Annotated in this window: 11 protein-coding genes and 1 pseudogene; 8 read left to right on the top strand and 4 right to left on the bottom strand. The window is 72.3% G+C overall.

Annotation, left to right across the window (positions count from 1 at the left end; translation table 11 throughout):
• The 3 genes and pseudogenes from C1I95_RS35370 to C1I95_RS24175 all read left to right on the top strand — a co-directional run.
• A pseudogene (locus C1I95_RS35370) lies at positions 1-416 on the top strand (hypothetical protein); the annotation flags it as partial.
• Between the two features lie 105 nt (positions 417-521).
• Entirely contained in the window at positions 522-1,784 is a 1,263-nt protein-coding gene (mycP, locus tag C1I95_RS24180) for a type VII secretion-associated serine protease mycosin (RefSeq protein WP_111216954.1), read from the top strand.
• A gap of 30 nt (positions 1,785-1,814) precedes the next feature.
• Positions 1,815-2,363 (top strand): hypothetical protein, encoded by a 549-nt coding sequence (locus C1I95_RS24175; RefSeq protein ID WP_146605808.1) that lies wholly within the window; start codon positions 1,815-1,817, stop codon positions 2,361-2,363.
• Between the two features lie 3 nt (positions 2,364-2,366).
• On the opposite strand, the gene C1I95_RS24170 is transcribed toward C1I95_RS24175, so the two are convergent.
• Genes C1I95_RS24170 through C1I95_RS24160 form a run of 3 tightly spaced genes read right to left on the bottom strand, consistent with a single transcriptional unit; the run spans position 2,367 to position 4,485 of the window.
• Positions 2,367-3,626 (bottom strand): SseB family protein, encoded by a 1,260-nt coding sequence (locus C1I95_RS24170; protein ID WP_111216958.1) that lies wholly within the window; start codon positions 3,624-3,626, stop codon positions 2,367-2,369.
• On the bottom strand, positions 3,620-4,105 hold the full coding sequence (locus tag C1I95_RS24165; protein WP_111216950.1) for an SUKH-3 domain-containing protein: 486 nt from the start codon (positions 4,103-4,105) through the stop codon (positions 3,620-3,622). The genes C1I95_RS24170 and C1I95_RS24165 overlap by 7 nt, the downstream gene beginning before the upstream one ends.
• Positions 4,102-4,485 carry a YwqJ-related putative deaminase gene (locus C1I95_RS24160; RefSeq protein WP_111216948.1) on the bottom strand — a complete coding sequence of 128 codons (384 nt, stop codon included), beginning with the start codon at positions 4,483-4,485 and terminating at the stop codon, positions 4,102-4,104. The genes C1I95_RS24165 and C1I95_RS24160 overlap by 4 nt, the downstream gene beginning before the upstream one ends.
• A 188-nt stretch (positions 4,486-4,673) precedes the next feature.
• On the opposite strand from C1I95_RS24160, the gene C1I95_RS24155 reads away from it, so the two are divergent.
• From C1I95_RS24155 to C1I95_RS24145, 3 genes are read left to right on the top strand one after another with little or no spacing between them, the layout of a single operon-like run.
• Positions 4,674-6,353: a right-handed parallel beta-helix repeat-containing protein gene (locus C1I95_RS24155; RefSeq protein ID WP_111216946.1), complete on the top strand. Its 1,680-nt coding sequence runs from the start codon at positions 4,674-4,676 to the stop codon at positions 6,351-6,353.
• Positions 6,354-6,384: 31 nt separating this feature from the next.
• Positions 6,385-7,875, top strand: a complete 1,491-nt coding sequence (gene eccE / locus C1I95_RS24150; RefSeq protein WP_111216944.1) for a type VII secretion protein EccE — start codon at positions 6,385-6,387, stop codon at positions 7,873-7,875.
• A complete protein-coding gene (locus C1I95_RS24145) occupies positions 7,872-8,567 on the top strand; it encodes a hypothetical protein (RefSeq protein WP_111216942.1) in 696 nt (231 codons plus the stop codon). The genes eccE and C1I95_RS24145 overlap by 4 nt, the downstream gene beginning before the upstream one ends.
• A gap of 43 nt (positions 8,568-8,610) precedes the next feature.
• Here the strand turns inward: C1I95_RS24145 and C1I95_RS24140 are convergent, their stop codons facing one another.
• Positions 8,611-9,180: a hypothetical protein gene (locus C1I95_RS24140; RefSeq protein WP_111216940.1), complete on the bottom strand. Its 570-nt coding sequence runs from the start codon at positions 9,178-9,180 to the stop codon at positions 8,611-8,613.
• 204 nt (positions 9,181-9,384) lie between these two features.
• Between C1I95_RS24140 and C1I95_RS24135 the strand changes: the two genes are divergently transcribed.
• Positions 9,385-13,560, top strand: coding sequence for an ExeM/NucH family extracellular endonuclease (locus C1I95_RS24135; RefSeq protein WP_199523885.1), 4,176 nt, complete (start codon positions 9,385-9,387; stop codon positions 13,558-13,560).
• 91 nt (positions 13,561-13,651) lie between these two features.
• Complete coding sequence (locus tag C1I95_RS24130; RefSeq protein WP_111216938.1) at positions 13,652-14,284, top strand: hypothetical protein; 633 nt, start codon at positions 13,652-13,654, stop codon at positions 14,282-14,284.
• Positions 14,285-14,523: the final 239 nt, after the last annotated feature.

The following is a 14,523-nucleotide window of genomic DNA, read 5'->3' as shown; positions in this document are numbered from 1 at the left end:
TCGGCGGCCAGCGCGGCACCGCCCCGGGCACCCCGCCCAATGCCGGCTCACCGCTGACCGGCCGGCCCGGTCAGCCGCCGGCCAAGCCCACCGGCAAGCCCGGCACACCGGCGGCCGGCCGCCCCGCCGGGCCGGGCACCCCCGCCAGCGGCGCCCGGCCCGACCTGAGCGGTCGTACCGGTGCCGGCCGGCCCGCGCCGACCACCGGCCCGGCACCGTCGCTCGGCGGCCGACGCGGTGGACCGGCCACGCCGAGCCCACGCAAGGGCGCGCCGCGCGACGGGGAGCAGGAGACCTGGGAGTACGGCGACGGCGACGACGAACTCTGGGCGACCGAATCCTCCGCCGTCGGCGTCGTCGAGGCGCCGGCCGAGCACCGGCCCCGCGAGCAGGGCCGGGCCCTCGGCCAAGGCTGACCAGGGGCGGGCCGGTCACCCCACCTGGGGTGGCCGGCCCGTACCATGCGGTGACCGTCCATCCCCGGCCGTCCCGCGACGACCTACAGAGGAAGGTAGACGGGCATGCGTGTCCTCACCCGACCGGCGGCCGCCCTGGCGCTCACCACCGTGAGCGTTCTGGCGGGCCTGAGCCTCACCGTCACGCCCGCCACGGCGGACTCCACCAGGGACAACTCGTGGCACGTGAAGGCCCTGGAGCTGGCCGAGATACATAAGATCACCCAGGGCGAGGGTGTGGTCGTGGCGGTTATCGACAGCGGGGTGGACGCGTCGCACCAGGACCTCAAGAACAACGTCCTGCCGGGCGTCGACTTCTACGACGACGACGCCAAGGGCCAGGTCGACCGACACGGACACGGCACCGGCATGGCCTCGTTGATCGCCGGGCACGGGCACGGGCCGGGCAACCGCGACGGGGTGCTCGGAGTCGCGCCGAAGGCCAAGATCCTGCCGGTGACCATCAAGAGCGAGCGGAGCGCGCTGATCCAGCCGACGGCCCTCGCCGCCGGGATCAACTGGGCGGTCGACCACGGCGCGGACATCGTCAACGTGTCGCTCAGCAGCAGCTTCAACGAGGAACTGAACCGGGCGGTCGAGCGCGCGTACCAGCGGAACGTGATCGTCGTCGCCGCCGTCGGCAACGACGACGACATCCTCATCGGCAACCCGGCCCGGCACGACAGCGCCGTGGCGGTCAACGGCACCGACCGCAAGGGCGCCATCAGCGAGAAGGCGTCGGTCCCGGCCGAGGAGGTGGACATCACCGCGCCCGCGGTCGACATCGTCCAGGCGGCCCCCGGCAACCAGTACTTCACCACGACCGGCAGCAGCAACAGCACCGCTATCGTCTCCGGCGCACTGGCGCTGATCAAGGCCAAGTACCCGAACCTGAACGGGTACGAAATGTTCCAGCGGCTGCTGGAAACCACCCGGGACGAGGGCGAGCCCGGCCACGACCAGTACTTCGGATGGGGCGCGCTCGACCTGCGGGAAGCGCTGACCGGCGAGCCGGACGGCCGCGGCACCCGCACCAGTGCCCGGCCGAGCGGTGCGCAGCTTGAGCCCTGGCAGGCCAACCCGCGCGAGCGCGAGGACGGCATCCTGATCTTCGTATGGGCCGCGATCATCGCGGTGCTCGTCCTTGTCGTCGGCGGAATCGTGGCCACCGTCATGCTGCTGCGTGCCCGACGCCGCCTGGCGCAGCTCGCCGACGAAGACCCGCCGACCACCGAGGAGGCAGCCCCCGGACCCGGCGTACCGCCACAGGGCGGCCCGGGCCAGCCGACCGACGCAACCGACGACGCGGCCTGGCGTCGGCCCGGCTGATCGGTCCGATCCGACCTGAGGAAGGCAGCCATGTCGACCACACCAGGCGGGGCGTTTCCACCTCCGCCGTCCGGCCCGTACTCGACCCCTGACCCGTACCGGACCCCGGATCCGGCCATGCCGCCCGGCCCAGCAGCTGCCGGGTCGGGCCCGGCGAGCCGGCGGCCGATGGTGGTCACCCTCGCCGTCCTGCTGATGCTGCCGGCGGTCGTCACCTGGCTGATCGCCGGGATCGCCTTCTTCCTGGCCATGATGCGGACCGAGGGGGACGGGCTCGGCAAGTTCCTGGTGGTGGTGATCGGAGCGGTCGTGCTCGCGCTCGCCCTGCTGGTGGTGCTGCTCGCCTCGCTGGGGATCCTCATCGCCTGGCGGGGCGACGGCGCGGAGGGGCTGACCGTGCCGGCGGGATTCACCTTCGGGCTCTTCGTCGTCGTCATCGTCACGCTGCTGGTGCAGGGCAAGCTGAGCTATCAGCCGACGATGGTCACGCCGCTGGTGGTGGGTGGACTGGCCGGTGTCTCACTCGCCCTGATCAAGAGCCCACCGGCCCGCGCCTGGTTCGCCAGCCGTATGCGCTGACGGTCAGGGCGGTGACCAGCGGCGGGCGGCCGCGTCGAAGCGGGCCAGCAACTCGTCACGGCCGTCCTGGTGCAGGCAGTGCAGCTCGGTACCGTCCGGCACGACCAGTGACTCCATCCGCGGTTGGCCCCGACCCCACTCCTCGGGCGTGGTCTCGCCCGGCGGCCAGCGCAGCACGGCCACCCACTCGTCCGACTCCTCGAACGGCGACCCCGTACCGAGCAGTCCCAGGCGGCGGTAGAGGCGTACCGGAGTGTCCCGCCCCGGGCCGTGCCAGGCGTGTACCAGCCCGGCTGCCCGGTCGTAGCCGTCGTCCAGATAGGACGGCAGATAGCGGTGTGGGATGGCCAGTTGCAGCAGCAGCGGCACCTCCGGGTCGGGCCCCTCGTCGGCGGTGGCCTGCGGCGCCGATCGGGGCACCGGTACGCCCACCGTTGCCGGCTCGGCGTACGCGGCCGTCTCACGGCGCCGATTCTCCTGCTCGGCCGCCTCGGTGACCACCTGCCGCAGCTCACCGAGCCAGTCGCGCAGCGTCTGCACCGCTTCGCCGGGCAGCGCCGCAGCCAGCGACGTCTCCGGGTTGAGCAGCAGCTGCCAGGACAGCTCCGGCCAGTGCTCGGTGAGCTGGAGACTGCTGACCACCACGAGATCGTGATCGCCGAGGGCCTGCCGCAGCCGGGCCTCGGAGGTGAACACCGGCAGGCCGATCCGGCCCTGCTCGTCCGGCAGGCTCCACCACGGGAACTCCGGGTCCGACAGGTCACGGGTCGCCGGGCCGTCCGGTCGCAGCGGCAACACCAGCTCGGCCCGGAGCAGCGCGGCCATCAGGGCGTTCGGGTCCTGCCGGAGGATCGCCTCGCGCACCGGCCGCTCGGCCTCGACGGCGGGCGTGGCGAGCGTACGGAGCTCGTCGGCGGTGAGCCGGACACCGATGGGCAGGCCGGCGTCGACCGCGAGCATCCACTCGTCGTCGGGCCAGTCGGCGGCCAGATCGGTCAGCCCCGACACCCGGTAGCTGACGGACTGGCCGGGCAGGCCGGCGGCGATCGCCGCCGGCGAGGTGTAGCTGACCACGTGGGTCACCCCGTCGTGCCGGCCCGTCGGCCAACCGACTGATTCCCGGCCGGCCGCCGCCGCTGGCGACACGGGTAGCAGCAGCGCGCCGGCGGCGAGTTCGGTGAGGAAACCCTCCCGGTCGTCGGCTTCGACGGCGGCCAGCAGCGCGCGCTCGGTGGCGTTGGTCGGCCGCCAGCCGGTCACCAGGTGCCGTCCCCGCGTACCCGCCGGGGTTGCCGGCCGAGCACCAGCGTGGCGAGCGCCTCGTCGAGGTTCGCCCCGAGGAACCAGTCTCCGGTGTGGTCCAGCACGAACACCCGGCCCTGCTCGTCGACGGCGACGATGCCGGTGCCGTCGCCCTCCTCGCCGAGCGGGGTGAGCGGCGCCCCGATCACCTCGGCCAGCTCGGCCAGCGTGGCCGCCGAGTGCCGCACCAGGAACGGGTCCAGGTGGACATGGCTCGTCGCAATCTGCTCCCCCTCGCCCTGCGGGCGTACCCGCAGCCCACCGAACTCGGCGTACGCCTCGACGGCGGCGGCGGTCACCACGTGCTGCCGGCCGTCGGGCGCGGCGCCGGCGGCGATGCGGAGCGCCCACTCACGGGCCCGACCGTCGTCGCGCCGGTCGGGTGACCAGCCGGCCGCGACGAGGGTTTCGGCCACCAGCGACGGGAAGCGGTCGGTCATGCCAACGCCTCCATCCCGAACCAGTCGAGCAGGGCGGCACAGGAACGGCAGGGCGGCTGGACCTCGCCGTGGCGTGGGTCGCCCTCCTCCCGCACCCGGGTCACCCGCAGCTTCGCGCCCCACAACAGCGAGCGGGCCCGGGCGGGATCGAGCGGTGGGCCGCCGGCCTCGGCGGCGTACAAGCGGTCGGAGATCAGCACCGGCTCGGCGCACCAACCGACGAAGCGCTCGCGTTGCCCGACGGGCAGCCCGTGCAGGAACCGCCGGATCACCGGGTGCAGCTCGGGGGCCACGTCGCCCCGTATCGAGGTGTGGGTGTGGACGGTGCCGTCGGCCAGCAGCGCACCCGCCGCCAGCGGCAGCATCCGCAGCTCCGCCATCCGTCCTCCCGGGTGTCGACAGGGGATCCGGCCGCGGATCCACTCGGCCCACCCGCGAGCCTAGCCGCCCCGGTTCGTCCACCGGGTGAGGCGTGGACGCACACCGGCGCAGCGACGGGCTCACACGGTGTCGACCGGCTGGGATATCGTCGGTCAAGCCCCCTCCTCGCCGTACGAAGCCCGGAGCCATGACGCGCACCCTTCTCGTCTCCCCGGACCAGCCCGGCGCCTACCCGTCCATCGGGGAGGCACTGGCGGTGGCCAGCGACGACGCCGTCGTATCGGTCAGTCCCGGCACCTACTACGAGGCGTTGTTCGTCAACGACCGGGGTGCCACCATCGTCGCCGCACAGGGCGCGGGGACGGTCACCATCGACGCCTCGTCCGGGACGTACCCCACGGTGTCGTGCAACTCCGGTCGGCTGGAGCTGCGCGATCTCGTGCTCAAGGCCGGCGATGCGCCGGTCGTCGTGGCCGACCGGGCAGCGCTCACCATGACCGGGTGCGAGCTGAGCGCCGGCTTCGGTGCGGCGATCCAGGTGGCCGGCCGTTCGGAGTTCACGCTGGCCCGCTGCCGGGTGACCGGTGGGCGCTACGGCCTGGTGGTGGAGGATTCCGACGGCAGCGTCGAGGGGTGCGAGTTCACCGACCTCAGCGAGGACGGCATCATCGTGCGGATCGGGGCCGCCCCGACGATCCGCACCAGCACGGTCACCCGCTGCGGCAATCGCGGCATCTACGTCTACCAGTACGGCCGGCCCACGATCGAGACCTGCGACATCTCCCAGACCGGCCACGCCGGAGTTGCCGTGGTGCACCAGAGCGCACCGGTGCTCCGGCGCTGCCGGATCCGCGACACCCGGGGCCCGGCGATCTCGTTCGGCCGCGGCTGCCACGGCACGGTCGAGGAGTGCACCACCGAGAACACCGCCCAGCCGGCGATCGAGGTCGCCGAGGGGGCCGAGCCGACCATCGTGGAGGGTACGGCGGGCCGGAAGGCCGCCTACGGCGCCGACGCGGCCCGCGCCACCGTCCAGCAGGACACCGCCCGGGTGGAGAAGCTGCTGGCCGAGTTGGCGGCGATGGTCGGCCTGGAGCAGGTGAAGGAAGAGGTCCGAGCCCTCATCGACGAAATCCAAGTCAACGAGTGGCGGCGGAGCGCCGGGCTGCCGGTCGGCGCGGTCAGCCATCACCTGATCTTCGCGGGTGCTCCCGGTACCGGTAAGACCACCGTGGCCCGCATCTACGGCGAGCTGCTGGCGGCGTTGGGCGCGCTGCCCGGCGGCTCGTTCCGCGAGGTGTCCCGGCGTGACCTGGTCGGCCAGTACCTCGGCCACACCGCCGAGAAGACCGCTGCGGCGTTCGAGCAGGCGCGCGGTGGCGTGCTGTTCATCGACGAGGCGTACACCCTGTCCCGCTCGTTCGGCAGCGGCGGCGACTTCGGCCAGGAGGCCATCGACACGCTGGTCAAGCTGATGGAGGATCACCGCGACGAGGTCGCGGTGATCGCCGCCGGCTACACCGGGGAGATGTTGCAGTTCCTCGACGCCAACCCTGGTCTGGCCTCCCGCTTCGCCAAGACCATCGAGTTCGGCAACTACTCGCCGGAGCAGCTGGTCGTCATCGTGGAACGGATGGCCGGCGGCGACGAGTACCTGCTCGCGGGCGGCGTGTCCGAGGTGCTCCGGGAGCACTTCGGCACGATCGAGCGGGACCAGAACTTCGGCAACGCCCGGGAGGCCCGCAAGTTGTTCGAGGGCGTGCGCAAGGCACAGGCGCAGCGGCTGCGACAGTCCGGCCAGCGTCCCAGCCTCGACGAGCTGCGTACCGTGACGGTCGCCGACGTACGCGCCGCGATCGGGCGCTGACGATGCCGGGGCGGTCAGGGAGGGGCGCGCGGTGACGCATCCGGGTGCGGCACGGCCGGGCGAGCCGGGTTGGCAGCATTACCCGGGGGCGGCGGCACCCCCGCAGCAGCAGCGGACGGCACAGCCGCAGCAGCAGGCCGGCGGCGCTGCGGCCCCGGCACCGACCGTCGGCGGCACCGGGCCGGGGCACAGTTGGGCGGCCCAGCGCGGGCAGGGGCGGGCGACCGTCGGCACCGCGTACACCAGCCAGGCCGCCGTGGTGGCACAGACCGCACCGGCGGCACCGGCCGCCCGGGCGACGACGGAAAGCCGGTCGGCCGCACCGGCCCGGCTCCCCGCGGCCCCGCAGCCCACGGCCGAGGCCGCCGCGGCGACCCCGGTGGTGCGCCCGCATCGGCGGCAGCTCCGGGTCGCCGGGATCCACCTCGCCCAGCTCGTCGCCTGGCAGGCCGGCGCGGCGGCGGTCCTGGCCGCCACCCCGCACGGCATTCCGCTGACCGTCGCCGTGGCCGCCGCTGTGGTGCTGCTGCTCTCCCCGACGGTGTTGCGGCACCGCGGCCGGTGGCTCTACCAGTGGTTGGCGGTCTGGTGGGGCTACCGGGGCCGACGTCGGCAGCTGACCGCCACCGGGCCGGACGTCGCCCGGCAGCTGCTCGCCCATCTGGAGGGCAGCGTCGAGCTGGACCAGGTCGAGATCGACGATCAACCCGCCGTGCTGCTGACCCACCGGGGTGGGTTGAGCGCCGTGCTGGAGGTCGACCCCACCGAGGGCGCGCTGCTGATGGGCGCGCCGCAGGCCCTGCCGTCGCCGGTGTCGCTGCTACCGGCGGCCGACCCGAAGACCCCGCCGGTGGCGGTCCAGGTGCTGATCCAGGTCACCCCGGCACCCCGAGTCCGGGCCGCAGCGGTGGACCGGGCGTACCGGGAGCTGACCAACGGCGCCGTGCCGGCCAGCCGGCAGGCGTGGGTGGTGCTCCAGGCCCCGCGTACCCCCGACTTCCACGCCGACCGCGACCTGCGTCCGGCACTCACCGCGGCGATCCGGCGGACCCGCCGCCAGCTGCGCCAGGATCGGGTGACCGCACGCCTGCTCAACCGCGACGAGGTGCTCGCCGCCGTCGCCCACCTGACCCACCTCACCGGTGAGCCGGCGGGCGGGGACCGACCGCTGGCCCGGGAAGGCTGGCGGAGCTGGTCGGCGCAGGGCACCCCGCAGAGCTGTTACCGGCTGCTCGCGTGGCCCGACCGGGCGTGGGAGCTGGATCCGCTGCTGCGCGGGTTGCCCGCGGCGGCCACCGTGGTGTCGGTCTCGGTGGCCCGGGAGCCCGGCCACCCCGGTGGCGACGAGGCCGTGGTGGAGGTGGCGTTCCGGCTGATCGGGGCCGACGCCGCCGCACTCACCGCCGCCGACCGCGCGCTGGACGAGGCGATCCGCGGTCACGGCGGTCGCCTGCAACGACTCGACGGCGAGCACGCCCACGGCGTGGCCGCCACCCTGCCGCTCGGAGGCTTCCTGCGGTGAACAACAGCGTCGCCTTTCCCGGCAGCCGGATCGGGCTGCACGTCACCGACGCGGCCACCGTCGCCGGTCTGCAGCTGGTCGCCGGTGGCGGCGGGCTGGTGGTCGGCCGCAACCGGCAGCAGGAACCGGTAGGGCTGCGGGTCTTCCGGGCCGAGCCGACCCGACTGATGCTGACCGGTGGAGTACGCGCGGCGGAGCTGCTCGCCTTCCGGGCGCTCGCGCTCGGTGCCCGGCTGTTCATCCAGACCGCCCGGGAACAGGAGTGGGACGCCTTCCTGCGGCGCTGCGTCATCGGCCGGGAGATCGCCTCGTTCCTGCCGCCCGGGGTGGCTCCACCGCTGCCGGCCACGCCGACCGAACCACAGCTAGTCGTGATCGACACCGGACCGGTCACCGGGCCGGACACCAACCTCAGCGCACCGTGGCGGGCCACCCTCGTGGTCCGCGACGACCTCGCCGGCTGGGACGTCGAGGTGCTGGTACGCAGCGACATCGTGGTGCTCCAGCGGCTCACCGAGACGGAGGCCGCCACGGCGGCCAACGCCCTCGGACTGGTCAGCGTGCAGAGCTGGTTCACCCAGTTGCACCCGGAGATGGTCGGTCTGATCACTAAGGGCAAGGTGCAGTGGGTCATGCTCAGCATGACCGGCACCGAGCGTCAGCTGATCGGTCCGGTCGCCCGGGGCGGCTGATCGGCCGACCGCTCGACGGCGCACCGGTGTCGTCGGCGGGTCGTCACCCGGTGCCGGGGCACGCGCTGCCGACGGGAACCAGCACCTCTCGTGCCGGGCCGCCGGCCACCGAGACCTGGACGGGCAGGCAACCCGGCGTGAGCACCCAGTAACCGCCGGCGAAGGCTGTCCACTCGTGGGTGGACTGGTCGCACGGACCGACGCCTACCTGGGCGCTGGGAGTCGCCGGCGATCCCCAACCCAGCCACGCCCGGCCGGCCGCCCCGTCGCCGATCCCCAGTTGGACGGTGTGACCCCGGCGCACCAGCAGGCCGTCCTTGGCGAAGAAGGCACTCTCGGCGACGCCGTCGACGGAGTTCGGGTTGGCCTGCAGAACGCGGCCGGTCGTGACGGCCACCGCGTCACCGACGATGGTGTAGTCCGAATCCGGAGCGTCCACGCCGCCGATGATGTGTGCGCAGTTGACCGGGTTCGGCGCCGAGGCGCCGGGGGACGCGGTCGTCCCGGTGGTGGTGGCTGTGCCGGCGGTCGGCTGGACGGGCGGCTCGCGGTCACCCGTCGTGCATCCGCTCGCCACGAGCACCAACGCGATGGCACAAACCCGGACCCGCATGCCGCCCAGTATCCCGTGCGACGCGGCGCGCCGGGGTCCCGGCCGGCCGGCTGGACCGTGATCTGGGAGATCAAGCAGGCCAGCCCCCGTGACGTGAAACACCTTCGTTCCGCGGTTTAGTACATCTGGTGGCTCCCGCACGGACACCGCCGCCCCTTATCCTCCAGCGGTCTGTCCCTCGGAGGCCCCGCGGAGGCCCAGCACATGCAGCGAAGAAGAAGTACGCGACTACTCACAATCCCGGGCGTACTGGTCACTGCCACGGCGCTCACCCTGGCCGGTGGCACCACCGCATTCGCCGACCCGGTGCCGGCGGCACCGTTCATCAGTGAGATCCACTATGACAACGTCGGCACCGACGTCGGCGAGGCGATCGAGATCGAGGCGCCGGTCGGTTTCGACCTGAGCGGCTGGCAGATCGTTCTCTACAACGGCGGGAACGGCGCGGCCTACAACACCCGGACCCTGACCGGCACCGTGCCGGCCGCCGGTGTCGTCGTCGCCGACTACCCGGTCAACGGCATCCAGAACGGCGACCCCGACGGCGTCGCGCTGATCTCCCCGACCAACTCGGTGACGGAGTTCATCACCTACGGGGGCACCTTCACCGCGGTCGGCGGCCCGGCCAACGGGCTCACCGGCACCGACATCGGGGTCAAGGAGTCCAGCGCCACCCCGGTCGGCCACTCCCTGCAGAAGATCGGCGGCGTCTGGAAGGCGCCGGCACCGCACACCTTCGGCGTCCGGAACACCGCCGTCGACCCGGACCCGGAGCCGGAGCCGACCATCGGCTGCGATGTCGTGGTCGACCACACCATCGCGCAGGTCCAGGGCACCGGCAGCGCCACCCCGGTGGCCGGTACCCGGGTGACCGTCGAGGGCGTCGTCACCGCCGACCACCGCACCGGTGGCTACAACGGCGTGTACGTGCAGACGGCAGGCAGCGGTGGGGATCGTCCCGTCGCCGCCGGCACCGCCTCGGACGGCATCTTCGTCTTCCTGACCACCAACGCCGCCAACCACCCGCCGGTCGCGATCGGCGACCGGGTCCGGGTCAGCGGCACCGCCAGCGAGTTCAACGGCCTGACCCAGCTCAGCATCGCCGCCAAGGGCGACGTGCAGACCTGCGAGCGGGGCGCGCCGCTGCCCGCCCCGGTCCCGGTCAGCCTGCCGCTTGACGACGCCGCCCGCGAGTCGGTCGAGTCGATGCTGGTGGCCCCGGTCGGCCAGTACACCGTTTCTGAGGTCTACAACACCAACCGGTACGGCGAGGTTGTGCTCGCCGCCGGTGACAAGCCGGCCGGTAACCCGACCGACGCGGCCCGGCCCGGCTCGGACGCCGCCCGGCAGATCGCTGCCGAGAACAAGCTCCGCCGGATCCTGGTCGACGACGGCAAGACCACCAACCTGGCCACCGCCGGGCTGCTGCCGCCGTACGTCTCCAAGACCAGCCCGCTGCGGGTCGGTGACAGCGTCGAGGCGTTCGGGCCGTCGGTGCTGTCGTACGGCTTCAACGAGTGGCGCCTGCAGCCCAGCACCCCGGTCGACGCCGACACCCTGCCGGCCGCCCGGACCACCTTCAAGGCCACCAACCCGCGTACTGACGCTCCGGTCAACGTCGGCGGCGACCTGCGGGTGGCCAGCTTCAACGTACTGAACTACTTCGTGCACTTCGGTGGCGACGCCCGCGGCGCCGTCGACGCTGCCGCGCTGGCCAAGCAGGAGGCGAAGATCGTCTCGGCGATCAGCGCGCTGGGTGCCGACGTGGTCGCGCTGGAGGAGATCGAGAACTCGGTCCGGTTCAACACCGCGGACCCGCAGCAGGCGCTCAAGCGCCTGGTCGCCGCCCTGAACACCAAGGACGGCGCGGGCACCTGGGACTACGTCCGTAGCCCGGCCGAGCTGCCCGGCGCGGCCCAGCAGGACTTCATCACCACGGCGATCATCTTCAAGCCGGCGAAGGCGCAGCCGAAGGGCCCGTCGCGCTCGGTGAACGACGAGTCCGTCTGGTTCAACGCCCGCGAGCCGATCGCGCAGACCTTCACCTCTGGAAACGTCGACTTCATCGTGGTCGCCAACCACTTCAAGTCGAAGAGCGGCACCGGCACCGGCGACAACGCCGACGCCGGGGACGGCCAGGGCAGCTGGAACGGTGACCGGGTCCGGCAGGCCCGGGCGCTGGCCGCCTTCGTCGACCAGGTCAAGGCCGACAGCAACACCTCCGACGTGCTGCTGCTGGGTGACTTCAACTCGTACACCCAGGAGGACCCGATGCAGGTCCTCTACGGCAAGGACTACCGCAACCTGAACACCACCGGGAAGTCCACCTACGTCTTCGGTGGCGAGTCCGGCTCGCTCGACCACGCCCTGGCCTCGCCGTCCCTGGCGGACCGGGTGACCGGGGTCGACGTGTGGCAGATCAACGCGGTCGAGTCGTTCGCCTTCCAGTACGACGGCCTGGCCGCCTTCTACGCGCCGGACCCGTACCGGGCCAGCGACCACAACCCGCTGGTGCTGGGCATCAACACCGGGTCCAACCCGGTGGACCTGCAGCTGCTGAGCATCAACGACTTCCACGGCCGGCTGGAGTCCCCGGCCACCGTGGGTGGTCAGGCGGTTGGCGGTGCCGCGCAGCTTTCCGGTCTGGTGAACCAGCTGCGGGCGCAGAACCCGAACACCGCGTTCGTCTCCGGTGGTGACAACATCGGCGCGTCCACCTTCATCTCGGCGATCGACGACGACAACCCGACGATCGACGCGCTGAACCAGATGGGCCTGGCCGCCTCGGCGGTGGGCAACCACGAGTTCGACAAGGGCATCGCCGACCTGACCGGCCGGGTGACCGACCGGGCGGACTTCCCGCTGCTGGGTGCCAACGTGTACCGGGGTGCCGACCGGGTGCTGCCGGCGTACTCGGTCAGCAACGTCGGCGGCGTCCGGGTCGGCTTCGTCGGCGTGGTGACCGAGCAGACCGCTTCGCTGGTCAGCCCGGACGGCATCGCCGGCCTGACCTTCCGGGACCCGGTGGCCGAGGCCAACCTCGTCGCCAGCCAGCTCAAGGACGGCAACCCGAACAACGGCGAGGCCGACGTGATCGTGCTGCTCGCGCACGAGGGCGCCGCGACGGAGAACATCGACTCCGCCGAGGAACTGGCGAACGACCCGGTCTTCGGCAAGTTCACCCGGGTCGACGCCACCATCGACGCGATCTTCAGCGGTCACACCCACCAGCCGTACGCCTTCGAGGTCCCGGTTCCGGGCACCGACAAGCTGCGTCCGGTGGTCCAGGCCGAGGACTACGGCAAGCGGCTGGGCAAGGTCACGCTGACCTTCGACCCGGAGTCGGGCTCGGTCACCTCGGCCGACGCCACGCTGGTCGACGTGGTCGGTGCGCCGCAGGACCCGGCGGTTGCCGGCATCGTGGCTGCCGCCAAGGTCAAGGCGGAGGAACTCGGCAAGCAGAAGCTCGGTGAGATCACCGCCGACATCCGGCGGGCCTACACCGGCGGCAACGAGGACCGGGGCAAGGAGTCGGCGCTGGGTAACTTCATCGCCGACGTGCAGCTCGCCGGCACCAAGGACGCCGGCCGGGGCGGGGCGCAGATCGCGTTCATGAACCCGGGCGGTCTGCGGGCCGACCTGCTGTACCGGACCGACGGCACGGTGTCCTACGCCGACGCCTTCGCGGTCCAGCCGTTCTCCAACGACGTGGTCACCAAGACCTACACCGGCGCCCAGATCAAGCAGGTGCTGGAGGAGCAGTGGCAGCCGACGGGCGCGTCCCGTCCGGTGCTGTGGCTTGGTGTGTCGAAGGGCCTCAACTACACGTACGACCCGGCGGCCGCCAAGGGCTCCCGGATCACCTCGGTGAAGCTGAACGGCGCGCCGATCAACCCGGCGGGCACCTACCGGGTGACGGTGAACTCGTTCCTCGCCTCCGGCGGTGACAACTTCACCACCCTCGGCGGGGGCACCAACCCGGCGACCACCGGCGACAACGACCTCACCATGCTGGTGAGCTACCTCGGCGCGAACTCGCCGGTCACCGCGGACACCACGCCGCGGTCGACCGTCGGCCAGGGCCAGCCGGCCTGGGACGTCGAGGTGCAGGCCCGTACGCAGTGCGTCGGTGCCAACGCGTATGTTTCGGTCACCGCCCGCAACGCCGACGGTGTGGCGCTCACCATCGAGCTGGTCACCCCGTACGGTTCGCGGACGGTCTCCGGCGTCGCTCCCGGTCAGTCCGCCTACCAGGCGTTCAACAGCCGGGCCAAGTCGGTGCCGGCCGGCACCTCGACGGTGAAGGTCACCGGAACCGTCAACGGCCAGCCGGTGACCGCGCAGACCGAGGCGCCGTTCGCGGCGATCAGCTGCGGCTAGTCCTTTGCGGTGGCGGCGCCCAGGTGGCGCCGCCACCACCCCGCTGGATCCCCAATCAGTTCAGCAAGCACGAGTGCCTACGGAGCATCGTATGAACGCAATGAATCGCAAGCGGCTGTTCGCCGCGGCTGCCGCCGGCGCCATGTTGGCCGGCTCGGTGGCGTTGGCGTCGCCGGCTCTCGCCGAGCCCGGTGACAGCGCTGATGTGCGGGTGACCGTCGACATCGAGCCGATCAAGGAGCCGGGTGTCCTGGCGATGTCGATCGCCGGTGACTCGGTTGCTCTGGCCGAGGACGGGTCGACCCTGCTGGTCCGTCAGTTCGTCGGCACCCTGCCCACGGTCACGGTGACGGACACCCGTACCGCCGACGAGGTGCCGGCGGGTGCGGCGTGGGCGGTGCTGGGCAGCGCGACCGATTTTGTCGGTAGTGCGGGTCAGGCGCCGATCGGTGCCGGGCACCTGGGCTGGAAGCCGCGTCTGATCGACGGCGGCGACACCGGCCTGGTCAGTGAGGGTGAAGAGGTCGTGACGGTTCTGGACGAGGCGACTCAGCCGGGTAACAACGTGGGTCTGGTCGACCAGGAACTCCTCGTCTCGACCTTCGACTCCGGCGCGGTCGCCGGTGACGCCTACTCGGTCAACGCCGATCTGTTCCTGCGGACCCCGGCGGATGTCGCCGCAGGTGCGTACACCTCGACGCTGACCCTGTCGCTGTTCGAGTAATGGACCGGTGAGGGGGTCGCGGCGACGTGGCCCCCTCACCACCACACCCCTTTCTGTGTCGGAGGACCCCGCCATGATCCGAACCCTGCCCCGAGTGCTGCCGCGGCTGCTTGCCGTGTTGGCTGCGGTGCTGGTGACCGTGCCGATCGCGCCCGCCGCCGCGGTGGCGGAGCCGACCAGCCCGACGGTGACCTGGTCGGTGCAGCCGGCCGACCAGAAGGGCCCGGACGGCCGCCGGT

Source organism: Micromonospora craterilacus (assembly GCF_003236315.1).
In the GTDB taxonomy this organism is placed as follows: domain Bacteria; phylum Actinomycetota; class Actinomycetes; order Mycobacteriales; family Micromonosporaceae; genus Micromonospora; species Micromonospora craterilacus.
The sequence above is the reverse complement of the archived record's forward strand: the minus strand, read 5'-3'. Positions and strand labels throughout refer to the sequence as shown.

Coding starts and splice junctions, on each gene's coding strand:
- mycP (WP_111216954.1), top strand. CDS start 522: ATGCGTGTCCTCACCCGACCGGCGGCCGCCCTGGCGCTCACCACCGTG.
- C1I95_RS24175 (WP_146605808.1), top strand. CDS start 1,815: ATGTCGACCACACCAGGCGGGGCGTTTCCACCTCCGCCGTCCGGCCCG.
- C1I95_RS24165 (WP_111216950.1), bottom strand. CDS start 4,105: ATGACCGACCGCTTCCCGTCGCTGGTGGCCGAAACCCTCGTCGCGGCC.
- C1I95_RS24160 (WP_111216948.1), bottom strand. CDS start 4,485: ATGGCGGAGCTGCGGATGCTGCCGCTGGCGGCGGGTGCGCTGCTGGCC.
- C1I95_RS24155 (WP_111216946.1), top strand. CDS start 4,674: ATGACGCGCACCCTTCTCGTCTCCCCGGACCAGCCCGGCGCCTACCCG.
- C1I95_RS24140 (WP_111216940.1), bottom strand. CDS start 9,180: ATGCGGGTCCGGGTTTGTGCCATCGCGTTGGTGCTCGTGGCGAGCGGA.
- C1I95_RS24135 (WP_199523885.1), top strand. CDS start 9,385: ATGCAGCGAAGAAGAAGTACGCGACTACTCACAATCCCGGGCGTACTG.
- C1I95_RS24130 (WP_111216938.1), top strand. CDS start 13,652: ATGAACGCAATGAATCGCAAGCGGCTGTTCGCCGCGGCTGCCGCCGGC.